Annotated in this window: 15 protein-coding genes; 4 read left to right on the plus strand and 11 right to left on the minus strand. The window is 65.6% G+C overall.

What is annotated here, in order from left to right:
- Positions 1-88: 88 nt before the first annotated feature.
- Positions 89-1879, minus strand: a complete 1791-nt coding sequence (locus CR105_RS00935; RefSeq protein ID WP_099786555.1) for an ABC transporter substrate-binding protein — start codon at positions 1877-1879, stop codon at positions 89-91.
- A gap of 412 nt (positions 1880-2291) precedes the next feature.
- Between CR105_RS00935 and CR105_RS00940 the strand changes: the two genes are divergently transcribed.
- Both CR105_RS00940 and dacB read left to right on the plus strand, forming a co-directional pair.
- Positions 2292-3530, plus strand: coding sequence for a spore maturation protein (locus CR105_RS00940; protein WP_099786556.1), 1239 nt, complete (start codon positions 2292-2294; stop codon positions 3528-3530).
- Between the two features lie 15 nt (positions 3531-3545).
- Positions 3546-5027, plus strand: a complete 1482-nt coding sequence (dacB, locus tag CR105_RS00945) for a D-alanyl-D-alanine carboxypeptidase/D-alanyl-D-alanine endopeptidase (RefSeq protein WP_099786557.1) — start codon at positions 3546-3548, stop codon at positions 5025-5027.
- A 96-nt stretch (positions 5028-5123) separates the two neighbouring features.
- Here dacB and CR105_RS00950 read toward each other — a convergent pair whose 3' ends face one another.
- From CR105_RS00950 to CR105_RS00990, 9 genes are all read right to left on the minus strand, one after another.
- Positions 5124-5735: a M15 family metallopeptidase gene (locus CR105_RS00950; protein ID WP_099786893.1), complete on the minus strand. Its 612-nt coding sequence runs from the start codon at positions 5733-5735 to the stop codon at positions 5124-5126.
- An 11-nt stretch (positions 5736-5746) separates the two neighbouring features.
- Positions 5747-6640 (minus strand): LysR family transcriptional regulator, encoded by an 894-nt coding sequence (locus CR105_RS00955; protein WP_099786558.1) that lies wholly within the window; start codon positions 6638-6640, stop codon positions 5747-5749.
- Positions 6641-6716: 76 nt separating this feature from the next.
- A complete protein-coding gene (locus CR105_RS00960) occupies positions 6717-7517 on the minus strand; it encodes an N-acetylmuramoyl-L-alanine amidase (protein WP_099786559.1) in 801 nt (266 codons plus the stop codon).
- A 19-nt stretch (positions 7518-7536) separates the two neighbouring features.
- Positions 7537-8442 (minus strand): N-acetylglucosamine kinase, encoded by a 906-nt coding sequence (locus CR105_RS00965; RefSeq protein WP_099786560.1) that lies wholly within the window; start codon positions 8440-8442, stop codon positions 7537-7539.
- A gap of 13 nt (positions 8443-8455) precedes the next feature.
- Positions 8456-10072, minus strand: a complete 1617-nt coding sequence (locus CR105_RS00970; protein ID WP_229413533.1) for a glycoside hydrolase family 10-like protein — start codon at positions 10070-10072, stop codon at positions 8456-8458.
- A gap of 14 nt (positions 10073-10086) precedes the next feature.
- Complete coding sequence (locus tag CR105_RS00975; protein WP_099786562.1) at positions 10087-11229, minus strand: acyltransferase family protein; 1143 nt, start codon at positions 11227-11229, stop codon at positions 10087-10089.
- A 5-nt stretch (positions 11230-11234) separates the two neighbouring features.
- Positions 11235-12503 (minus strand): MFS transporter, encoded by a 1269-nt coding sequence (locus tag CR105_RS00980; RefSeq protein ID WP_099786563.1) that lies wholly within the window; start codon positions 12501-12503, stop codon positions 11235-11237.
- A gap of 42 nt (positions 12504-12545) precedes the next feature.
- Positions 12546-13427, minus strand: a complete 882-nt coding sequence (locus CR105_RS00985) for an N-acetylmuramic acid 6-phosphate etherase (RefSeq protein ID WP_099786564.1) — start codon at positions 13425-13427, stop codon at positions 12546-12548.
- Positions 13428-13540: 113 nt separating this feature from the next.
- Positions 13541-14281, minus strand: coding sequence for a GntR family transcriptional regulator (locus CR105_RS00990; RefSeq protein ID WP_099786565.1), 741 nt, complete (start codon positions 14279-14281; stop codon positions 13541-13543).
- A 182-nt stretch (positions 14282-14463) separates the two neighbouring features.
- On the opposite strand from CR105_RS00990, the gene CR105_RS00995 reads away from it, so the two are divergent.
- Complete coding sequence (locus CR105_RS00995) at positions 14464-15786, plus strand: serine hydrolase domain-containing protein (RefSeq protein WP_099786566.1); 1323 nt, start codon at positions 14464-14466, stop codon at positions 15784-15786.
- Between the two features lie 97 nt (positions 15787-15883).
- A complete protein-coding gene (locus tag CR105_RS01000; RefSeq protein WP_099786567.1) occupies positions 15884-17125 on the plus strand; it encodes a D-amino acid dehydrogenase in 1242 nt (413 codons plus the stop codon).
- 104 nt (positions 17126-17229) lie between these two features.
- Here the strand turns inward: CR105_RS01000 and CR105_RS01005 are convergent, their stop codons facing one another.
- Positions 17230-17487 carry a PAAR domain-containing protein gene (locus CR105_RS01005; protein ID WP_099786894.1) on the minus strand — a complete coding sequence of 86 codons (258 nt, stop codon included), beginning with the start codon at positions 17485-17487 and terminating at the stop codon, positions 17230-17232.

The raw sequence follows: 17487 nt of genomic DNA on the forward strand, positions 1-17487 counted from the left end.
ATTTCAGAGTAAGCGCAGCGACGCGCAGCGATCCAATGAAATAACCTGCTGCAACTATAACTTTTAGGAATGTATAGCCGCAGCCGAGCTAGCGAGCCATTCTACTGACTCGTTGACGCTCCGCAAGGTCCACATCCAGATAACGCCAATTGGTCAATTCAACCGGGTGGCGCTTGTAGTTTTTAAGCCACGGTTGACGCAGATCGGCCGACATCACATGGCTTAATGGCACCCATGGGTTGTACGCGTGGATCAGCTGGTTCATCTCCAGGTACAGCTTCTGGCGCGCCGGCGAATCGGCCAGCGCGCGCGCCTGCTCGTAGCGCTGGTTATAGTCAGGCAAGTTGAAGCGCGCGTAGTTGGCGCGCCCGGCGTTCGGGCCGTACAGCAGCTGATAAAAGTTGTCGCCATCCGGGAAGTCGGCGATCCAGTTACTTTCGAACATCATTACCTTGCCGAGGCGCGATGCCTTGATGATCTCGGTCTTCTTGTCGGTGATGAAGGTCACGCGCAGGCCGATCGCGTTCAGGTTCTTGCGCCACAGTTCGTCGCGCAGGCGCCCGCCCGCGGTCGCTTCGCTGTGCATCGTCAACGTCAGCGGCGCGTTGCCCGGCGCGCGCCGAAAGCCGTCCGGGTCGCGCTTGTCGTAGCCGAAGCGGTCCAGCAGCGCGTTGGCCAGCGCCGGGTCGTACGGCACCGGGCTGCGGTAGGCCGGATCGTAGCCGAGCACGTTCGGCGGCAGCGGCGACTGCGCCTTGATGGCGAAGCCTTTTTTCAGCAGGCTGATGTCCTCGGCGCTGTTGTAGCCGAGCGAGATAGCGCGCCGCAGCGCCACCTTGTCCTTGCCGTAGCCGCCCAGCACCGGGTCGTCCATGTTCATCCACATGTAATACGTCTGCATCACCGGGAAGCGGAACAGCTGCACGCCTTGCGCCGCCAGCGCCGGTTTCAGCTTGCCGTCGGCGATCACCATGTCGGTCATCGATTCGGGCACCTGCTCGAGGTAGTCGTAGTCGCCGCCGAGAAACCCGAGCATGCGGCCCTGGAACTCCTCGGCAATCTTGACCTCGACGCGGTCGACCACCGGCAATCGCTTGCCGTTGAGCGCCGCGGCGATGGCCTGGTCGGCGGCATCCGCGCCAGGCGTGGCGCTAAACACCGCCTGCGAATCGCGATTGGCCAGCAACACGATCTTGTCGCTGCGCTTCCACTCGCCGATCTTGAACGGGCCGGTGCCGACCGGGTGGTTGCCGACTTGGCCCGGGTAGGCCTCGATGACTTCGCGGGCGACGACGGCGCTGGCCGGCGTGGCCATATAAAACAGGAAATTGTTGTCCGGCGCCGACAAGCGGATGCGCAAGGTGTAGCGGTCGACCGCCTTGATGCCTTCGAACGGAGCGTCGTAGCTGAACTCGTCCTTGAGGGCGGCGTCGCCAGCGATCTTCCCCTCGAACAGGCTCAGCCATGGCGACTTGAGCATCGGGTCGTACAGCCGCTTCAGGCTGTAGACATAGTCGGCCGCGGTCAGTTCGCGCTTGGCGCCCTTGAAGGCGGGGTCCGGCGTGAAATGGATGCCGGGCCGAATCTTGAATGTATAGGTCAGGCCGCCATCGTCGACAGTGGGCATGGCGGCGGCGGTGTTTTCGCGCAGCTTGAGCGGGCGCGCCAGGTAATCGTAGCGCAGCAGCGGGTCGAACAGGTTCTCGAGCAGGCTGAGCGAGGCGATATCGGAAGCGACTGCCGGGTCGAGCCCTGTTTCGCTGGTCGACAGGAACAGGTGCAGCGTCTTGCCGGCGGCTGGCGCTGGTGCGGCTTGGGCCGCGGCGACGCTGCAGAAGGACGCGAACAATAGGGCGGCGGCGGTTTGGCTGAGTTTCATGATCGAAGTCCGAATTGGGCGATGGCTATGATATGCGAGCCCGCGCCTGCCGCGCAGAAATTCCCAACGCTGGGGTCAGGTCTGACATTCGGACGTTTTCGCGGGGTCAGGTCTGACATTCGGACATTTCCGGGCAACTCTACCCTGCTGGGGCTGCCGGTACTTTTCCGAGAAGCCAGCATTCCGCGGTCGAGCTCGCGCAAACAGGGCAGCAAATGTCCGAATGTCAGACCTGACCCCAGCAATTTGTCCGAATGTCAGACCTGACCCCAGCGTTGGGAGGGGCGCCGGGCCTTGGGCTGCATAACTTTTTTGCATATGGCCAATGCATTCTTTCATCCTTCTCGGCTAACCTGCGCCTATACTCTCGCTGCACAATCGTGCTCACCCAACACGAACATAGTCGACGAATATGGCATTAAATTACATCTGGTCCGGTTTCTTCCTGGTTGGTTTCGTGGCGGCGCTGGGCCAGTGGCTGTTTCTTGGCGATTCCGAAATCTTCAAGCGCATCATCGACGGCACCTTCAGCTCGGCCAAAGTGGCGGTGATGGACATCGCCCTGCCGCTGGCCGGCGTCATGACCTTGTGGCTGGGCATCATGAATATCGGCGAACGGGCCGGCTTCGTCGACCTTATCGCCAAGGTGATCGCGCCTTTCTTCGCGCGCATTTTCCCGGGCGTGCCGCGCAACCATCCGGCCAATGGCCACATGGTGATGAATTTTTCGGCAAACATGCTCGGCCTCGACAATGCGGCCACCCCCTTCGGCCTGAAGGCGATGGAGAGCCTGCAGTCGATCAATCCGAACAAGGACGAGGCCAGCGACGCCCAGATCATGTTCCTGGTGCTGCAGACGAGCGGCCTGACCATCATCCCGCTGTCGATCATGGCCCAGCGCGCCATTCTCGGCGCCAAGGATCCGTCCGACATCTTCATTCCGTGCCTGATCGCCACCTTCTTCTCCACCCTCACCGCCATCATCACCGTGGCCCTGCGCCAGCGCATCAACCTGTTCGACCGGGTGGTCGTCGCCTGGCTTGGCGGCACCACCGCCGTCATCGGCGGCGGTGTCTGGTACATGGCCAACTTCCTGACCAAGCCGGAAATCGAACTGTTCTCGAAGATCACCAGTAACCTGGTGCTGTTCTCGATCATCGCCATCTTCATCGCCGGCGCGCTGCGCAAGCGGGTCAACGTCTACGAAGCCTTCATCGAAGGCGCCAAGGGCGGCATCCAGACGTCGCTGACCATCATCCCCTACCTGGTCGGCATGCTGGTGGCGATCAGCGTGATCCGCAATTCCGGCGTGCTCGGCATGATCGTCGGCGCCGTCGACTGGGTGCTGATCAACCTGGGCTTCAACAACGACTGGACCGGCGCGCTGCCGACCGCGCTGATGAAACCGCTGTCGGGCAGCGGCTCGAAAGCGATGATGATCGACACCATGACGACCTACGGCGTCGATTCCTTCGTCGGCCGCCTGTCGGCCATCATGCAAGGCGCCGCCGACACGACGTTCTACATCATCGCCCTGTACTTCGGCTCGGTTGGAATCCGCAAGACCCGTTACGCCATTTCGGCCGGCCTGATCGCCGACGTGGCCGGCGTCATTGCCGCCATCTGGGTCGCTTACCTGTTCTTCGGCTAATACAAGGACGCCACCATGTTTCGACGCATCGCCATCGCCGCCGCCCTGTTCGCCTGGCTGCCGTTTGCCCAGGCGCAGTTGCCTGAACCGGTCGCCGCCCGCATGGCCGCCGGCGGCATCGCGCTTGACGCGATCAGCGTGCTGGTGCTGCGCGGCGACACCACGCTCGTGTCGCACCTGGCCGACCGCCCGATGCAGCCGGCCTCGACGATGAAGCTGGTGACCACGCTGGCCGGCCTCGAGCTGCTGGGGCCCGTATTCAAGGGCCGCACCGAACTGCGCGCCAGCGCCGATGTCGTGCGCGGCGTGCTCAAGGGCGACCTGGTGCTGCGCGGCGGCGCCGACGCCGACTTCAGCGGCGAGGTGCTCGAAAAGATGCTGCAGACCTTGCGCAACCAGGGCATCCGCCGCATCGACGGCAACCTGGTGCTGGACCGCTCGCTGTTTTCGCCCAGCCGCACCGACGTCGGCCTGCCGCCGTTCGACGAGTCGCCCGACGCGTATTACAACGTCATCCCCGACGCGCTGCTGGTCAACAAGAACATGCTGCAGATCGACATGCGCTCGACCGACCGCAAGCTGGCGCTGGTGATGCAGCCGCCGCTCGACCGCGTCACGGTCGATTCGGCCATGACCCTGATCGACGCCGACTGCGCCAAGTGGGAAGACGGCTGGAAGCAGCCGCAGGTGCAGCAACGCGATGGCAAGCTGAAGGTGGTACTGCAAGGCACCTTCCCGAAAAATTGCGCCAAGGGCTACAGCATCAACGTCGTCGACCGCCAGGATTACGTCGGCCGGCTGTTCCGCGGCACCTGGAAAAAGCTGGGTGGCTCGTTCGGCGGCGACGTCACCGAAGGCGTTGCCGCGTCCGACTCGCGCATCCTCGCCGAGCACGCCTCACGCCCGCTGCCTGAAGTGGTGCGCGATATCAACAAGCCGTCCGACAACGCGCTGGCGCGCACCGTGTTCCTGAGCCTTGGCAGCCTCGAGGCCGATCCGGTGCTGGGCAGCCGCCCGATCCCGGCCAGCGCCGAAACGACCTTCTCGCGCGCCGACCGCGCGGTGCGCCAGTGGATGCGCCAGCACAACATCAACGACGAAGGCCTGGTGATGGAAAACGGCTCGGGCCTGTCGCGCACCGAACGGATCACGGCGGTGCAGATGGGCGGGCTGCTGCAGGCCGGCCTGCGCAGCGACTGGGCGCCGGAGTTCCAGGCCAGCATGCCGATTGTCGCGGTCGACGGCACCATGCGCCGGCGCCTGAAGGACAGCCCGGCCGCCGGCCGCGCGCGCCTGAAGACCGGCACGCTGAGCAACGTGACGGCGGTCGCCGGCTACGTGCGCGATGCTAGCGGCCAGCAGTGCGTGGTGGTGGCGATGCTCAACGGCGACAACATCGGCAACGGCAAGGGCCGCGCCGTGCTCGACACGCTGGTCGACTGGGTCGCCCGCAGCGGCGTCGAGCCGGCGGCAACGGTGGCCGCACGACCGCAGTAATCGACCGCAGTGTCACCGCAGGGGTCTGACCCGTTTTTTCTTTCAGGGTCAGACCCCGGAGTAGCCGGCGTCAACCATTCTGCCTCGCCGTTCTGCTTACAACACCCGTCGAAACGTCTGCCGCACCACATTGCGGTCGCCGCAATCGTAATGCCACCACTCCGTCGTAATCCCCTGAAAGCCTGCCTGAACCATCGCGTCGCGCAGCAACTGGCGGTTGGCCACCTGCGCCGCCGTGATCTCGCCGCGCGCCAGGAACTGCATCTCCAGCGCCGGATGCGACCGGTCCGTCATGTCATCGAACCCGGTGCCCATGTCGAGCTCGTGCCCCTCCTCGTCGAGGATCGTGATGTCGAGCGCCATGCCGAACGAGTGGATCGAGCCGCGCTCCGGATTGGCCAGGTACATCTGCAACTCGGTGCCGGCGAGCGCCTCCCACAACTGCTGCTGCACCCGCTGCGGCCGCAGCGCATCGAGCACCAGCGCCGTGTAGCCGGGCCGCTGCGGTGCCAGCCACGCCACCACTTGTTCCAGCGCCGCCGCCGCGTCGCGGTGCAGCCAGGCGCAATCGAACGGAGAGTACAAATCGCGCCCGACAAAGTTGTTGGCGCCGGCGTATCGCAGGTCGACCGCGATGCCGGCAATCGTCGACAGGTGACGGAACTCTTCGCTGCCGGCGATGTCTTCGCTGGCCACTGTGTGCTTCATTTGAACCATTCCTATTCGATACAGGCGCGCGCGGTGGCGCCGATGCTGTTGGCCAGTTCGCGCGCGCCGTGCGACAGCGGCGAGTGGCTCGCCGTCAGCAAGAACAGCTGCACCGGAATTGCCGGCGCCCACGCGCGCCGCTGCACCTTGCTGTCAATTGCCGAGGCGGCCGTGAACGGGTCGACCACCGCCATGCCGGCGCCGGCCTCGACCAGCGAGCGGGCAATCTGGTACGTTTGCACGACCGTATGAAACACCGGATGCACGCCCTGCTCCTCGCAGGCGGCCACGACCATGTCGCCGAGCGGGTCGTTGTCGGCGTGGCCGATCAGTTCGCCGCTGAGGCCGTCCGCCGACACCGGCAGCAGGCTGTCGGCCGCGCTCCAGCTGCCGGCCGGCGCAATCACCGTCATCACGCCTTGCGCGATCGGCTCGGCCACGATGCCCGGATGGCGCGGATCCTGCAGCGACAACGCCAGGTCCGCTTCGCCGAGGCGCAGCGCATTGACGATCTCGCTGGTGTGAAACGTCGCCAGCTCGCAGCGGGTGGCCGGAAAATCGCGCCGCCACGCCGACATCGCCGCCGGCAGCACGCTGATGGCAATCGTCGGCGTCGACACCAGCCGGATGGTTTCCACCGCGCGGCCCTTCAGGCTGGCGGCGAGGCGGCGGATGCCTTGCAGGTCGCGGTTCAGCTTTTCGGTTTCGACGAACAGGCGGTGCGCTTCCGGCTTCGGATACAGCTTGCCGCGCACGCGTTCGAACAGCGGCATGCCCAGCTGCAGCTCGGCGTGCTGCAGCACCTTCGTCACCGCCGGCTGCGAAATATGCAGCACCTGGGCGGCGCCGCTGATCGTGCCAACTTGCATGATCGCGTGAAACACTTCGATATGACGCAGGCGCATGGCCTCAACCTTCCATTAACGGCTACCCGCGGGCGCCAATCCATTCAGCATATAACAAATAGCGGGCGGCGGCGCCTCAAGGCGCCTTCGGTGCCGGCGTCGTCAGCACTTCCAGCAGCGACGCCGTCTCGGCATCCGGGGTGCCGTCGATGATGGCGGGACGGTATTTCATCTGGAACGAGGTGATCACCGATTGGGTGGCCGGGTCGAGCACGCCGGTCCTCGGCACCGCGTAACCATGCGTGGCCAGCTTCTGCTGGAACCAGGCCACGTCCGGCAGCTGCAGGTCGAACTGCGGACGCACCGCCACCACGCGCGCCGCGTCCGGCCATACGATCAGGCCGGCCTGCGCCAGCTGGAACCACGGAAACATCGGACCCGGATCCTGCTTGCGGCCCGGCGCGATGTCGCTGTGCCCGAGGATGTTCTCCGGCGGCACTTGGTGCTTGGCGACGATTTTCTTCAGCAGCAAGATCAGCTGGTCGATCTGCGATTGCGGGAACGGATACCAGATGCGTCCGTTCGGCCCTTCGGTAAAGCCCGGATTGACGATCTCGATGCCGACCGAACTGCCGTTGATCATCGTGTAGCCTTTCCAGTTCGACACGCCGGCGTGGTTGGCCTGGCGCGTCTCGTCGACCAGCTTGTAGATGATCGGCTCGGCCTGGTCGGTCAGCAGGTAGTGGCTGCTGACAACCTGCGTGGTCAGGATCTTGATCGAGCTGGGCAGGTTGCTGACCGTGTAGTGGATCACGATGAACTTCACGCGGCTGCTCTGGCCGACGGCGTTGAGCGACGTGTCGATGCGCGGCCCCTGGGTGGCGCAGCCGGAGAGCAGGGCGATCATCAGGGCGGCAAGCAGTGTTTTCGTTTTCATGGTCGGAATCGGTAGTGGTTTATTTGGCGGCAATCCGCGCCGCGGCGTGGTGCGCGTGGCTGACGGTCTGGGTCAGTGCTGTGTCGGACGGCAAGGCGGCGCGCATGGCGCCGAAGATACTCGGGTGCAGCGCGGCGGCGCGGCCGGCCAGCACCACCGGGCGCACGCCGAAGCGATCGGTCAGCGCGCGCGCCAGCCGCGCCAGTTCGAGGCCGGCGTTGTGCAAAATGGCGGCGGCGGCCGGGTCGTCGGCGCTGGCGGCGACAGCCAGCGCCAGCTTGCCCACTGCGCCGCGTTCCTGGCCGTAGATGAACTGGCGCGAGAACGACCAGTCGTCGCCGCCGACGTGCTCAAACACCGCGCGCGCCATCGCCGACTGCCGCCAGCGGCCCGGGCACTCGTCTTCGTTGCGCCAGATCTGGCGCAGCGCTTCGCGGGCGATCCAGAAGCCGCCGCCGCCGTCATCGAGCATGACGCCACGGCCGCCGGCGCGGTGAAACTGTTGTTCGGCGTCGATGAAGGCGCCGATCGAGCCGGTGCCGGCGTACACCAGGTAGCCTTCGCCTGGCGCGAAACTGTCGAGGTAGGCGATTTCGATATCGTTGCACAGCGTTACCGCCTGGGCATTCAGCCCGAGCAGTTCGGCCAGCCAGCGCTGCAGCTGTTCGCCGTCGCCGCCGAACCCGGTCATGCCGGCGCGCACGCCTACCGGCCGGCCATGCAACAGCACCGCGCGTGCCAGCTCGGCAAAATTGGCATGCACCGTCTGGCGGCCGGCGGCGCTGCCCATCTGCAATGCCGACAGGCCGGCCACCTGGCCTTCGGCGACGATGGCGCCCGCCGCGTCGGCCAGCGCCCAGCGCGTCTGCGTGCCGCCGGCGTCGATGCCGAGGCCGAAAGCGCCTGGAACAACGGCTTGGTTCATGATGACCGGCCCTCTATTTCACCGCTACCGGCACGCGCGCGCTTTCGTTGCCGATGCGGTCGACCGCGTTGACAAACACCGCGCTGGCCGCGCCCAGTTTCGGGTCGTCGGCAATGCTGACGTCGGCGCGCGAGGCCGGCGCCACGGCGAAACGCCATTCGTTACCGTAGCGCGACCAGATCGCATACTGCGTGTTGTCCTTGCCTGGCGACAGCTTCAGGCTGACACCCTTGCCGTCGCGCTTGGCGGTCACGCTCGGCACGCCAGGCGCGACGGTACCGAGCCACGGTGTTGCCGGTACCAGCGCCGGTCCCGCGTAGTGACTCGCCTTGAGCCGGTCGGTGATGCCCTTGCGGTTGCCCATCAGCGCGGCCATGCTGAAGTGCACGTGGCCGGTGGCGCCCGGGCGCGTGCGCGTCACGCCAACCTGCTGGACGATTTCTTCCGGCTGAAAATCCTTGGTCGGCGCGCCGATGCGGCTGGTAAACAGCCCCGGCCAGATATGGCGGCCCTTGCGATTCTGCGCGACCCAGTAGTCGAGCAGCACCGGATACGACTGCGGCGGCGCGGCGATCGACCAGTACAGCTGCGGCGACAGGTAATCGAGCCAGCCTTTTTCGAGCCACAGCTCGGCGTCGGCGTACAGCTTGTCGTACTGGCTGAAGCCGACGATGCCGGCCGGGCGCAGCGCCGGTTTGCCCAGGCCAAACGGGCTGATGCCGAACAGCACCCAGTTCTTTTCGCGGTGAATGCCGGTATACAGCGCCTCGATCAGGCGGTTGACGTTGTCGCGCCGCCAGGCCGAGCGGTCGAGCTTGCCGCCGGACTGCAGGTAGCGCTGCCAGGCCGGCTGGTCGGGGAAGTCGAGCTCGGTCTTCGGCGCATTGCCGTCCAGCGCGGCCGCTTCACCGGCGGCGCCGGGCGCCTCGATCGGGTACGGATAGAAGTAGTCGTCGATGTGCACGCCGTCGATGTCGTAGCGGCGCACCACGTCGAGCACGACGTCGAGCGTCTGCTTCGAGGCCGATTCCTCGGCCGGATCCATCCACAGGAACTTGCCGTAGGTCTTCACCGCGGCGGGATTGAGCTTGGCGATGTGGTTGGCCGACACCGGCGACTTGGCGCCCGAGTGGCGCGCCCGGTACGGGTTGAACCACGCGTGCAGCTGCAGTCCGCGCGCATGCGCCTCGGTCACCCAGAACTTCAGCGGATCGTACATCGGCTGCGGCGCGGCGCCTTGCGCGCCGGTCAGGTATTCGGTCCACGGTTCAAGCTTGGACGGATAGATCGCGTCGGCGCTCGGGCGCACCTGCAGCACCACCGCGTTCAGGTTCATCGCGCGCGCCCGGTCGAGGATGGCGATCGCCTCGGCCTGCTGCTGCGCGGAATTCAAATTCGGCTTGGTCGGCCAGTCGATGTTGGCCACCGTCGAGACCCAGGCGGCGCGAAATTCGCGCGGCGCCGCCGGTGGCAACGACGTCGGACCGGCCGGCAGTGCGCCAGGTGTGACGGCGCCGGGCGCGGCGACGACCGCGGGATCTTTTGGCTTGACCGTGGTGCAGCTTGCCAACAGGGCGGCGACCGACAGCGCGCCGGCGAGCCAGCCGAATTTCTTGGTATTAGGTTGCACGAGAACTCCGTTTTTTAAACTTTGACGAACCATTTATTGCGCCACATGATCCAGGCGATGCCGAACATGAAGGCGTTAAACAGCAGAGCATAAAGCAAGGACGTATTCACCGGCGCAATCGGCAGCGCGCGGATCGGCGCGTACAGCATCCTGCCGAGCGGTAGCAGGCTGCCGTCGGGCTGGGTGAATTTGATAAAGCCGAGCATCTTGGCGATCAGCCCGGACATCGCGAAGATGAACAGCGCGTTCATGCCGTAGATGACGAACGGGCGGCTCCAGCGGCCGGCCGCTTCGCGCAGCGCCGCGCTGGGCGTCACGTCCAGCAGCCAGTAAAAGGCGGCGAACGCCAGCAGCGCCCAGCCGCTCATCAACAGGCAATACGACGACGTCCACAGGCTCTTGTTGATCGGCATGAGAATGGCGTCGAGGATCGAGCCGAGCGCCAGCAGCACCAGGCCTGCCAGCAGCAGCCACACCGTCTGTTCACTGCGCGGCGTGTTCGACAACAGCCAGCGCCCGGCCAGCACGCCCACCAGCTGGCTGCACAGCGCGGGAATGGTGCTGACCAGTCCTTCCGGATCCCACGTCTTGGCCTGCACCCACAGGTGCTTGCCCAGCACGAGCCGGTCGAGCCACGCGCCGATATCCTTGCCCGGCTCGAGTACGCCGGCGCCGATCCCCGGCACCGGCACCCACAGCATCAGCACCGAATAGGTGACCAGCAGCGCGGCGATCCAGCCGAGCTGCTGGCGCCAGCTGCAATAGACGACGATCGGCGCGGCCAGCAGGGTGCACACGGCAATGCGCTGTAGCACGCCGGGAATGCGGACGGTTTCGAAATTAAAATTCGGAATCAGGTTCAGCGCAAAGCCGATCAGGAAGATCAGCAGCGCGCGCACGGCGAGCTTCCTCAGCAACGTCGGCTTGTCGAAGCCGGCCGCGGCCAGGCGCCCCAACGACAGCGCCATCGACACGCCGCCGATAAACAGAAAGAACGGAAAGATGGTGTCGGTAAACGTCCAGCCATTCCACTTGGCATGAGCCAGTTGCGGATACAGCTTGCCCCAGTCGCCGGGATTATTTACCAGCACCATGGCGGCGATGGTGAAGCCGCGAAATGCATCCAGCGATGTCAGCCGTGTCCCGGTATCCTTCATCGGCGCTACTTCTTGCCGAACTCTGGGTCGATCTTCACCAGCGCCGCCATGATGAACGCCGGAATCGTCATCACGCAGACGTAGATGAAGAAGTTCTGGTAGCCGAGGTATTCCTGGATGCGGCCGCTGACCATGCCGGGCAACATCATGCCCAGCGCCATCAGGCCGGTGCAGATGGCGTAGTGGGCGGTCTTGTGCTCGCCGTCGGCCACCATGATCATGTACATCATCATGGCGGTAAAGCCGAAGCCATAGCCGAACTGTTCAAGCGCCAGGAAGGCCGACACCACCACCAGGTCCTGCGGCTGCGCGCTGGCCAGGTAGACGAACACCAGGTCGGGAATGTGCACCGAGAACACCATCAGCCACAGGACGCGCTTCAGGCCCAGCCGCGAAATCACGTAGCCGCCGAGCAGTCCGCCCAGCACCAGCGCGCTCACGCCGACGGTGCTGTAGGCAATGCCGACCTCCTTGGTGGTCAGGCCGAGTCCGCCCTTGACGACCGGATCCATCAGGAACGGCGCGACCAGCTTCAGCAGTTGCGACTCGCCCAGCCGGTAAGTCAGGATGAAGCCGAGGATCAGCCAGATGTCGCGCCGCTTGAAGAACGCGCCGAAGGTGGCGAAGAATTCCTTCAGGTAGTTATCGCTTTGCACCACCGCGTGGTCCTCGAGCGGGCGCGGCAGCACGAAGCGGTGATACACGCACAACAGCAGGAACATGGCCGCCAGCACGAAGAAGACGACCGACCAGGCGAAGCGGACGTCGCCGGTACGTTCGGTCAGCTGGCCGGCCAGGTACACCAGGCCGCCCTGGCCGGCCAGCATGCCGACCCGGTAGAAGGTACTGCGCACGCCGACGAACGCGGCCTGCTGCTGCTGGCGCAGGCCCAGCATGTAGAAGCCGTCGGCGGCGATGTCATGGGTGGCCGAACTGAACGCCATCAGCCACATCACCGCCAGGCTGGCCTGGAAAAAGCCCGGCAGCCGCATGGTCAGCGCCACCATCGCCAGCGACGCGCCGATCACCAGCTGCAGCCCGACGATCCACCAGCGCTTGGTGCGGAACATGTCGACCACGGGCGACCACAGCGGCTTGATCACCCACGGCAGGTACAGCCAGCTGGTGTAGAGCGCGATGTCGGTATTCGAAATGCCGAGATCCTTGTACATCACCACCGACAACATCATCACGATGACGTACGGAATCGACTGGCTGAAATACAGGGATGGGATCCATGCCCACGGGCGGCTCTTCACTGGTGCTTTTTGCATAAGTCTTTCGTGATCGTGCCGGGCCTCGAGCCGATGCCGCGCTTAGGCGGCGAGTGCCTGGCGCACGCTGCCGCGCGCCGCCTCGAGCAAGGCCCGGGCCTGATCGATACTGGTTTTTTTGGACAGGGCCACGATGGCGACCTTGACGTGGAAATCACATTGTTCCAACGCCGCGCGGGCCGCGCTTTCGTCGGCGCCGGTGGCAAACATCGTCAGCCGTACCGCGCGCAGCACCAGCTTGGCGTTGGTCGGCTTCAAGTCTACCATCAGGTTGCCATAGACCTTGTTCAAACGCACCATCAGCGCCGACGAAAAAGTGTTCAGCGCGATCTTTTGCGAGGTTCCCGCTTTGAGCCGCGTGCTGCCGGAGATGATTTCGGCGCCGGTGTCGAGCGTGACGCCGATCTCGGCTTCGCCGGCCACCGGCGAATCGGTATTGTTGGCAAAGCCGACAGTCAGCGCACCGGCCGCGCGCGCGGCGCGCAGCGCGCCCAGCACGTACGGCGTGGCGCCGGATGCGGCCAGCAGCAGCACCACGTCGTTGGCCGTCGGGTTGGTGGCGATCAGGTCGGCGGCGCCTTGCTCGAGGTCGTCCTCGGCGCCTTCGACGGCGACAAACATCGCCTGCTGGCCGCCGGCCAGCAACGCCAGCGCGCGCTCATGCGGCCAGGAAAAGGTCGGGTACAGTTCCACGCTGTCGAGCAGGCCCAGGCGGCCCGATGTGCCGGCGCCGACGTAGATCAGGCGCCCGCCCGCTTCCATGCGCGGCAGCGCGGCGGTCACTGCGGCGGCCAGGCGCGGCGCGGCCGCGCGCACCGCCTTGACGGCGTTGGTCTGGTCGTCGACCAGCGTATTGATCAGTTCGGTCGTCGGATACTGGTCGAGCTGAGCGTGTTCCGCGGAGGGAGTTTCTGTTTTGAGCATGCCGTCTGACGTGGATGGGTGGTTGCTACCAGTGTAATACCAACCACCGGGCGCCTCCCATGAAAGGAGATGCCGCGGCCATTCCGAAAAGTTATGAAGATTTCACGATCGCCTTAAGAAACGCGTCGCATTTCAGCCACAAAGTCATAGTGGTCGCTGCGGCAATACGAGTGCGTCAGCTCGACCGCCTGGCCCGACTCGAGATAGCCGATGCGGGTAATGAACAGCACCGCCTGGCCTTCCGGGATGCCGAGCTGGCCGGCCAGGATCGCCGGCGCATTCATCGCCCGGATGTGCTGCAGCGCGCGCACCGGCATGTGGCCGGTCAGCGCCAGGTGTTCGTACAGCGAGCCGCCGACGCTTTCCGGGCGCGGCAGCACGCTGGCCGGAATCACGCTGACCTCGTAGGCCATGACGACGTCGTCGGCCAGGCGCAGCCGTTCGAGGCGGGCCACCCGCGTGTGCGGCGACAACCCCAGGCTCAGCTGCTCGTCGGCGGCGGCGACCACGATGGCGCGCTTGAGCCATTGGGAGCGCGGGCGGTAGCCGCGCTGCAGCAGCTGCTCGGAAAAACTCGACAGGTTCGACAGCGGCTGCTCGATGCGCGGCGCGATGTAGTTGCCCGAGCCGCGCCGGCGCACCACCAGCCCCTGGCCCACCAGCTGGTCGATCGCCTTGCGCGCCGTCACGCGCGACACGTCGAGCTGCTCGGACAGCAGGCGTTCGGACGGCAGCGCCTGGTCGACCTGGTAGCGGCCTTCCCGCACATCCTGGATCAGCTTGCGCGCCACCTGCATATACAGAGGGGAATTGTCGTTCAGGTTGGCCCTGAAGTCGGTACTCGTATTGCTCATTGTTGTCTTTCGATCGGTCCGGCACCGGCCTGACCCCGCGTTGCCAGCATTTTATCCCGACTTATCGGCCCAGTCATCAGGCGTGATGCCGTATCAAAAGTTATAGCACATTAACTTCAATTCATTGGCCCCCGCCCGAAGCTGTCCCTTATGCTGTGATGAAAACAACGAAGGAGAGCGCGATGAAGCAGGGCAGGCGTACATTGCTGGGACTGGCCCTGCTGGGAGGCATGAGCCGGCTGGTCAATGGGGCGCCGGCCGGCGACGGCGCGCTCGACCGCGAGCTGGCCGCCATTGCCGCCGATCCCGACTGCACCCTGGCCAGCCTGTCGGTGCTGGCCATCCGCGCCGGCAAGGTCGTGTACGAGCGCCAGTTCGGCCAGCGCTTCCTCGGCGCCGCGTCGTCGTTGGCGCCGGCGCGCCCGGCCGACCAGCACACCTTGTACCGCATCGCCTCGATCTCGAAGATGATGACCACGCTGGGCGTGATGATGCTCGTCGAGCAGGGCAAGCTCTCGCTCGACGCCGACGCCGGCGCCTACCTCGGCTTCCCGCTGCGCAATCCCAACTTCCCGCAGCGCGTCGTCACCTTGCGCACCCTGCTGAACCACACCTCGTCGCTGCGCGACGACGCCGGCTATTCGTGGCCGGCCGACACCGCCCTGTCGACCATCCTGGTGCCTGGCGCCAGCCGCCACGGCAAGGGCGAGATGTGGGCCAGCAACGCCGGCCCCGGCGCCTATTTCACCTACTGCAACCTGAACTGGGGCGTCATCGGCACCGTGATGGAGCGCGTCACCGGCGAGCGCTTCGATCGCCTGATGAAGCGCCTGCTGCTCGATCCGATGGGCCTGCACGGCGGCTTCAACGTGTCCGAACTGTCGCCGCAGGACCTGGCCAACCTGGCCACGCTGTACCGCAAGCGCACCGTCGACACCGAAGTGTGGGACGCCGCCGGCCCGTGGATCGCCCAGGTCGACGACTACAGCGCGCGCCCGCCGCCGGCGCCGGCCGGCATCGGCAGCTATGTCGTCGGCACCAACGCCACGCCGTTCAGCCCCACCGGCGGGCTGCGCATCTCGGCCCACGACATGGGCCAGGTGATGCTGATGCTGATGAACGGCGGGCGCCACCAGGGCCGCCAGATGCTCGCGCCGGCCAGCATCGAACGCATGTTCGCGCGCGAGTGGACCTACGACGGCAGCAACGGCGACACCTCCGGCGGCCTGTTTCAGTGCTGGGGACTGGGCAACCAGCAGTTCCCCGATCCGCAGCTGGTCGAAGGCGCCGCCTTCAAGGGCGTCGGCCACCTCGGCGAGGCGTACGGCCTGATGTCGGTGTTCGTGTTCGACCCGGTGATGAAGAACGGCATGGTGGCCCTGGTCGGCGGCAGCTCGTCCGATCCGGCCGCGCGCAAGGGCCGCTATTCGTCGATGGCGCGCTTCGAGGAGCGCATCCTGACGGCGCTGTACCGCCGCGCGCTTGGCCGCAACACCGCCGGCTAGCATGAATGTTGGTTATGACCGCACCATCTTCATTCATTAGCCCGAACCACGGCCAGCCCCTAAGCTGGATGTATGTATACAAGAATAATGGGCCGGCATGCAGGACGTAATTGTAATTGGCGGGGGTGTGATCGGTCTGACCTCGGCCTGGTGGCTGCTGGAAGCGGGCTACGGCGTCACGCTGCTTGAACGCGAAGCGGTGCTCGGCAGCGCCGCCAGCTTCCGCAATGGCGGCCAGCTAAGCTACCGTTACGTCTCGCCGCTGGCCGACCAGGGCGTGCCGCTCAAGGCCGTCCAGTGGATGTTCCAGGCCGACGGCCCGCTGCACTTCCGCCCCGAAGCCGACCTGCGCCAGTGGCGCTGGCTGGCCGGCTTCCTGGCCAACTGCACCGCCGCGTCGAACCGCAAGACCACCGCCAAGCTGCTCGAACTGGGCGAACTGTCGCGCCGCGCGATGGGCGAACTCGAGATGCTCATTCCGCTCGAGTCGTTTTCGTGGCGCGACGCCGGCAAGATGGTGGTCTACCGCTCCAAGAAAGTATTCGACAAGGCTGTCGCCCGGCCCGATTCGGAAGACGCGCGCCAGGTGCTCTCTCCGGCAGAATGCGTCGCGCGCGAGCCGGCGCTGGCCGCCGCCTTGCCGCAACTGGCCGGCGGCATTTTCAACCAGGGCGAAGCGGTGGCCGACTGCCACGCCTTCTGCCAGGCGCTGGCCGACCGTCTGCGCGAGCACCCGCGTTTTCGCGGCGTCGTCAACGGCGAGGCGCGTCGCTTCGTCGTCGACAGTGGCAAGGTAATCGGCCTCGACACCAGCGCCGGCATGCTGACGGCCGATTCGTACGTGCTGGCCGCCGGCATCCAGAGTCGCGACCTGGCCGCCAGCGCCGACATCTACCTGCCGCTGTATCCGCTCAAGGGCTACAGCCTGACCGCGCCGATCCGCGCCAGCGACTGCGCGCTCGAGATCTCCGTCACCGACTTCGAACGCAAGGTGCTGTATGCGCGCATCGGCGACTCGCTGCGCGTGGCGGCGATGGTCGACATGGTCGGCGAAGACCTCTCGCTCGACGCCAAGCGCATCGCCGGCCTGACGCGCCAGGTGCGCGCGACGATGCCCAACGCGGCCGACTACGACCGCATCTCGCCGTGGGCCGGGCTGCGGCCGGCCACGCCCGACAGCGCGCCGATCATCGGCGCCACGCGCTATTCGAACCTGTGGCTCAACGTCGGCCAGGGCCCGCTCGGCTTCACCTTCGCCTGCGGCTCGGCCAAGCTGCTGGCCGACTGCGTCAGCGGCAAGGCGCCGCCGTTCTCGATGGACGGCCTGACGCTGCGCTAACGGAACCCGAAAGTAGAAAGCACGCTAAAGCAAGATCGTCATCCTCGCGAACGCGGGAACCCAATTTCGTCGCCTGTCCTGAGCGCGAACCGACAGCCCCTTAATCACTTCAGCGATGTGATTAATCGAGCGCCGCACGCGGTCAGATCATCGTGGTAGGCGTACGGCGTGCCTTTGTGTTTGGCGCCGGCCCCATCCGGCTTGATCGGAAACTCGCCCTTGCACTGTGGGCAGAAAGTCATATCGCCTGCAAGCGCTGCGCTAAGGCCCATCACGGTAGTACCGGATGACGCAGCAGTCACTCGACCGCCGTGGTCAGTCTTGTCGTTTAATCGAATCACGCCGCGTCCTTTGTGTTTCAT

It is taken from the genome of Massilia eurypsychrophila, from assembly GCF_002760655.1.
Lineage (GTDB): Bacteria > Pseudomonadota > Gammaproteobacteria > Burkholderiales > Burkholderiaceae_D > JAFCUW01.

Bases quoted from the DNA above. Each gene is read 5' to 3' on its own strand.
- CR105_RS00935 (WP_099786555.1), bottom strand. From the start codon at position 1,879: ATGAAACTCAGCCAAACCGCCGCCGCCCTATTGTTCGCGTCCTTCTGC.
- CR105_RS00940 (WP_099786556.1), top strand. From the start codon at position 2,292: ATGGCATTAAATTACATCTGGTCCGGTTTCTTCCTGGTTGGTTTCGTG.
- dacB (WP_099786557.1), top strand. From the start codon at position 3,546: ATGTTTCGACGCATCGCCATCGCCGCCGCCCTGTTCGCCTGGCTGCCG.
- CR105_RS00950 (WP_099786893.1), bottom strand. From the start codon at position 5,735: ATGAAGCACACAGTGGCCAGCGAAGACATCGCCGGCAGCGAAGAGTTC.
- CR105_RS00955 (WP_099786558.1), bottom strand. From the start codon at position 6,640: ATGCGCCTGCGTCATATCGAAGTGTTTCACGCGATCATGCAAGTTGGC.
- CR105_RS00960 (WP_099786559.1), bottom strand. From the start codon at position 7,517: ATGAAAACGAAAACACTGCTTGCCGCCCTGATGATCGCCCTGCTCTCC.
- CR105_RS00965 (WP_099786560.1), bottom strand. From the start codon at position 8,442: ATGAACCAAGCCGTTGTTCCAGGCGCTTTCGGCCTCGGCATCGACGCC.
- CR105_RS00975 (WP_099786562.1), bottom strand. From the start codon at position 11,229: ATGAAGGATACCGGGACACGGCTGACATCGCTGGATGCATTTCGCGGC.
- CR105_RS00980 (WP_099786563.1), bottom strand. From the start codon at position 12,503: ATGCAAAAAGCACCAGTGAAGAGCCGCCCGTGGGCATGGATCCCATCC.
- CR105_RS00985 (WP_099786564.1), bottom strand. From the start codon at position 13,427: ATGCTCAAAACAGAAACTCCCTCCGCGGAACACGCTCAGCTCGACCAG.
- CR105_RS00990 (WP_099786565.1), bottom strand. From the start codon at position 14,281: ATGAGCAATACGAGTACCGACTTCAGGGCCAACCTGAACGACAATTCC.
- CR105_RS00995 (WP_099786566.1), top strand. From the start codon at position 14,464: ATGAAGCAGGGCAGGCGTACATTGCTGGGACTGGCCCTGCTGGGAGGC.
- CR105_RS01000 (WP_099786567.1), top strand. From the start codon at position 15,884: ATGCAGGACGTAATTGTAATTGGCGGGGGTGTGATCGGTCTGACCTCG.
- CR105_RS01005 (WP_099786894.1), bottom strand. From the start codon at position 17,487: ATGAAACACAAAGGACGCGGCGTGATTCGATTAAACGACAAGACTGAC.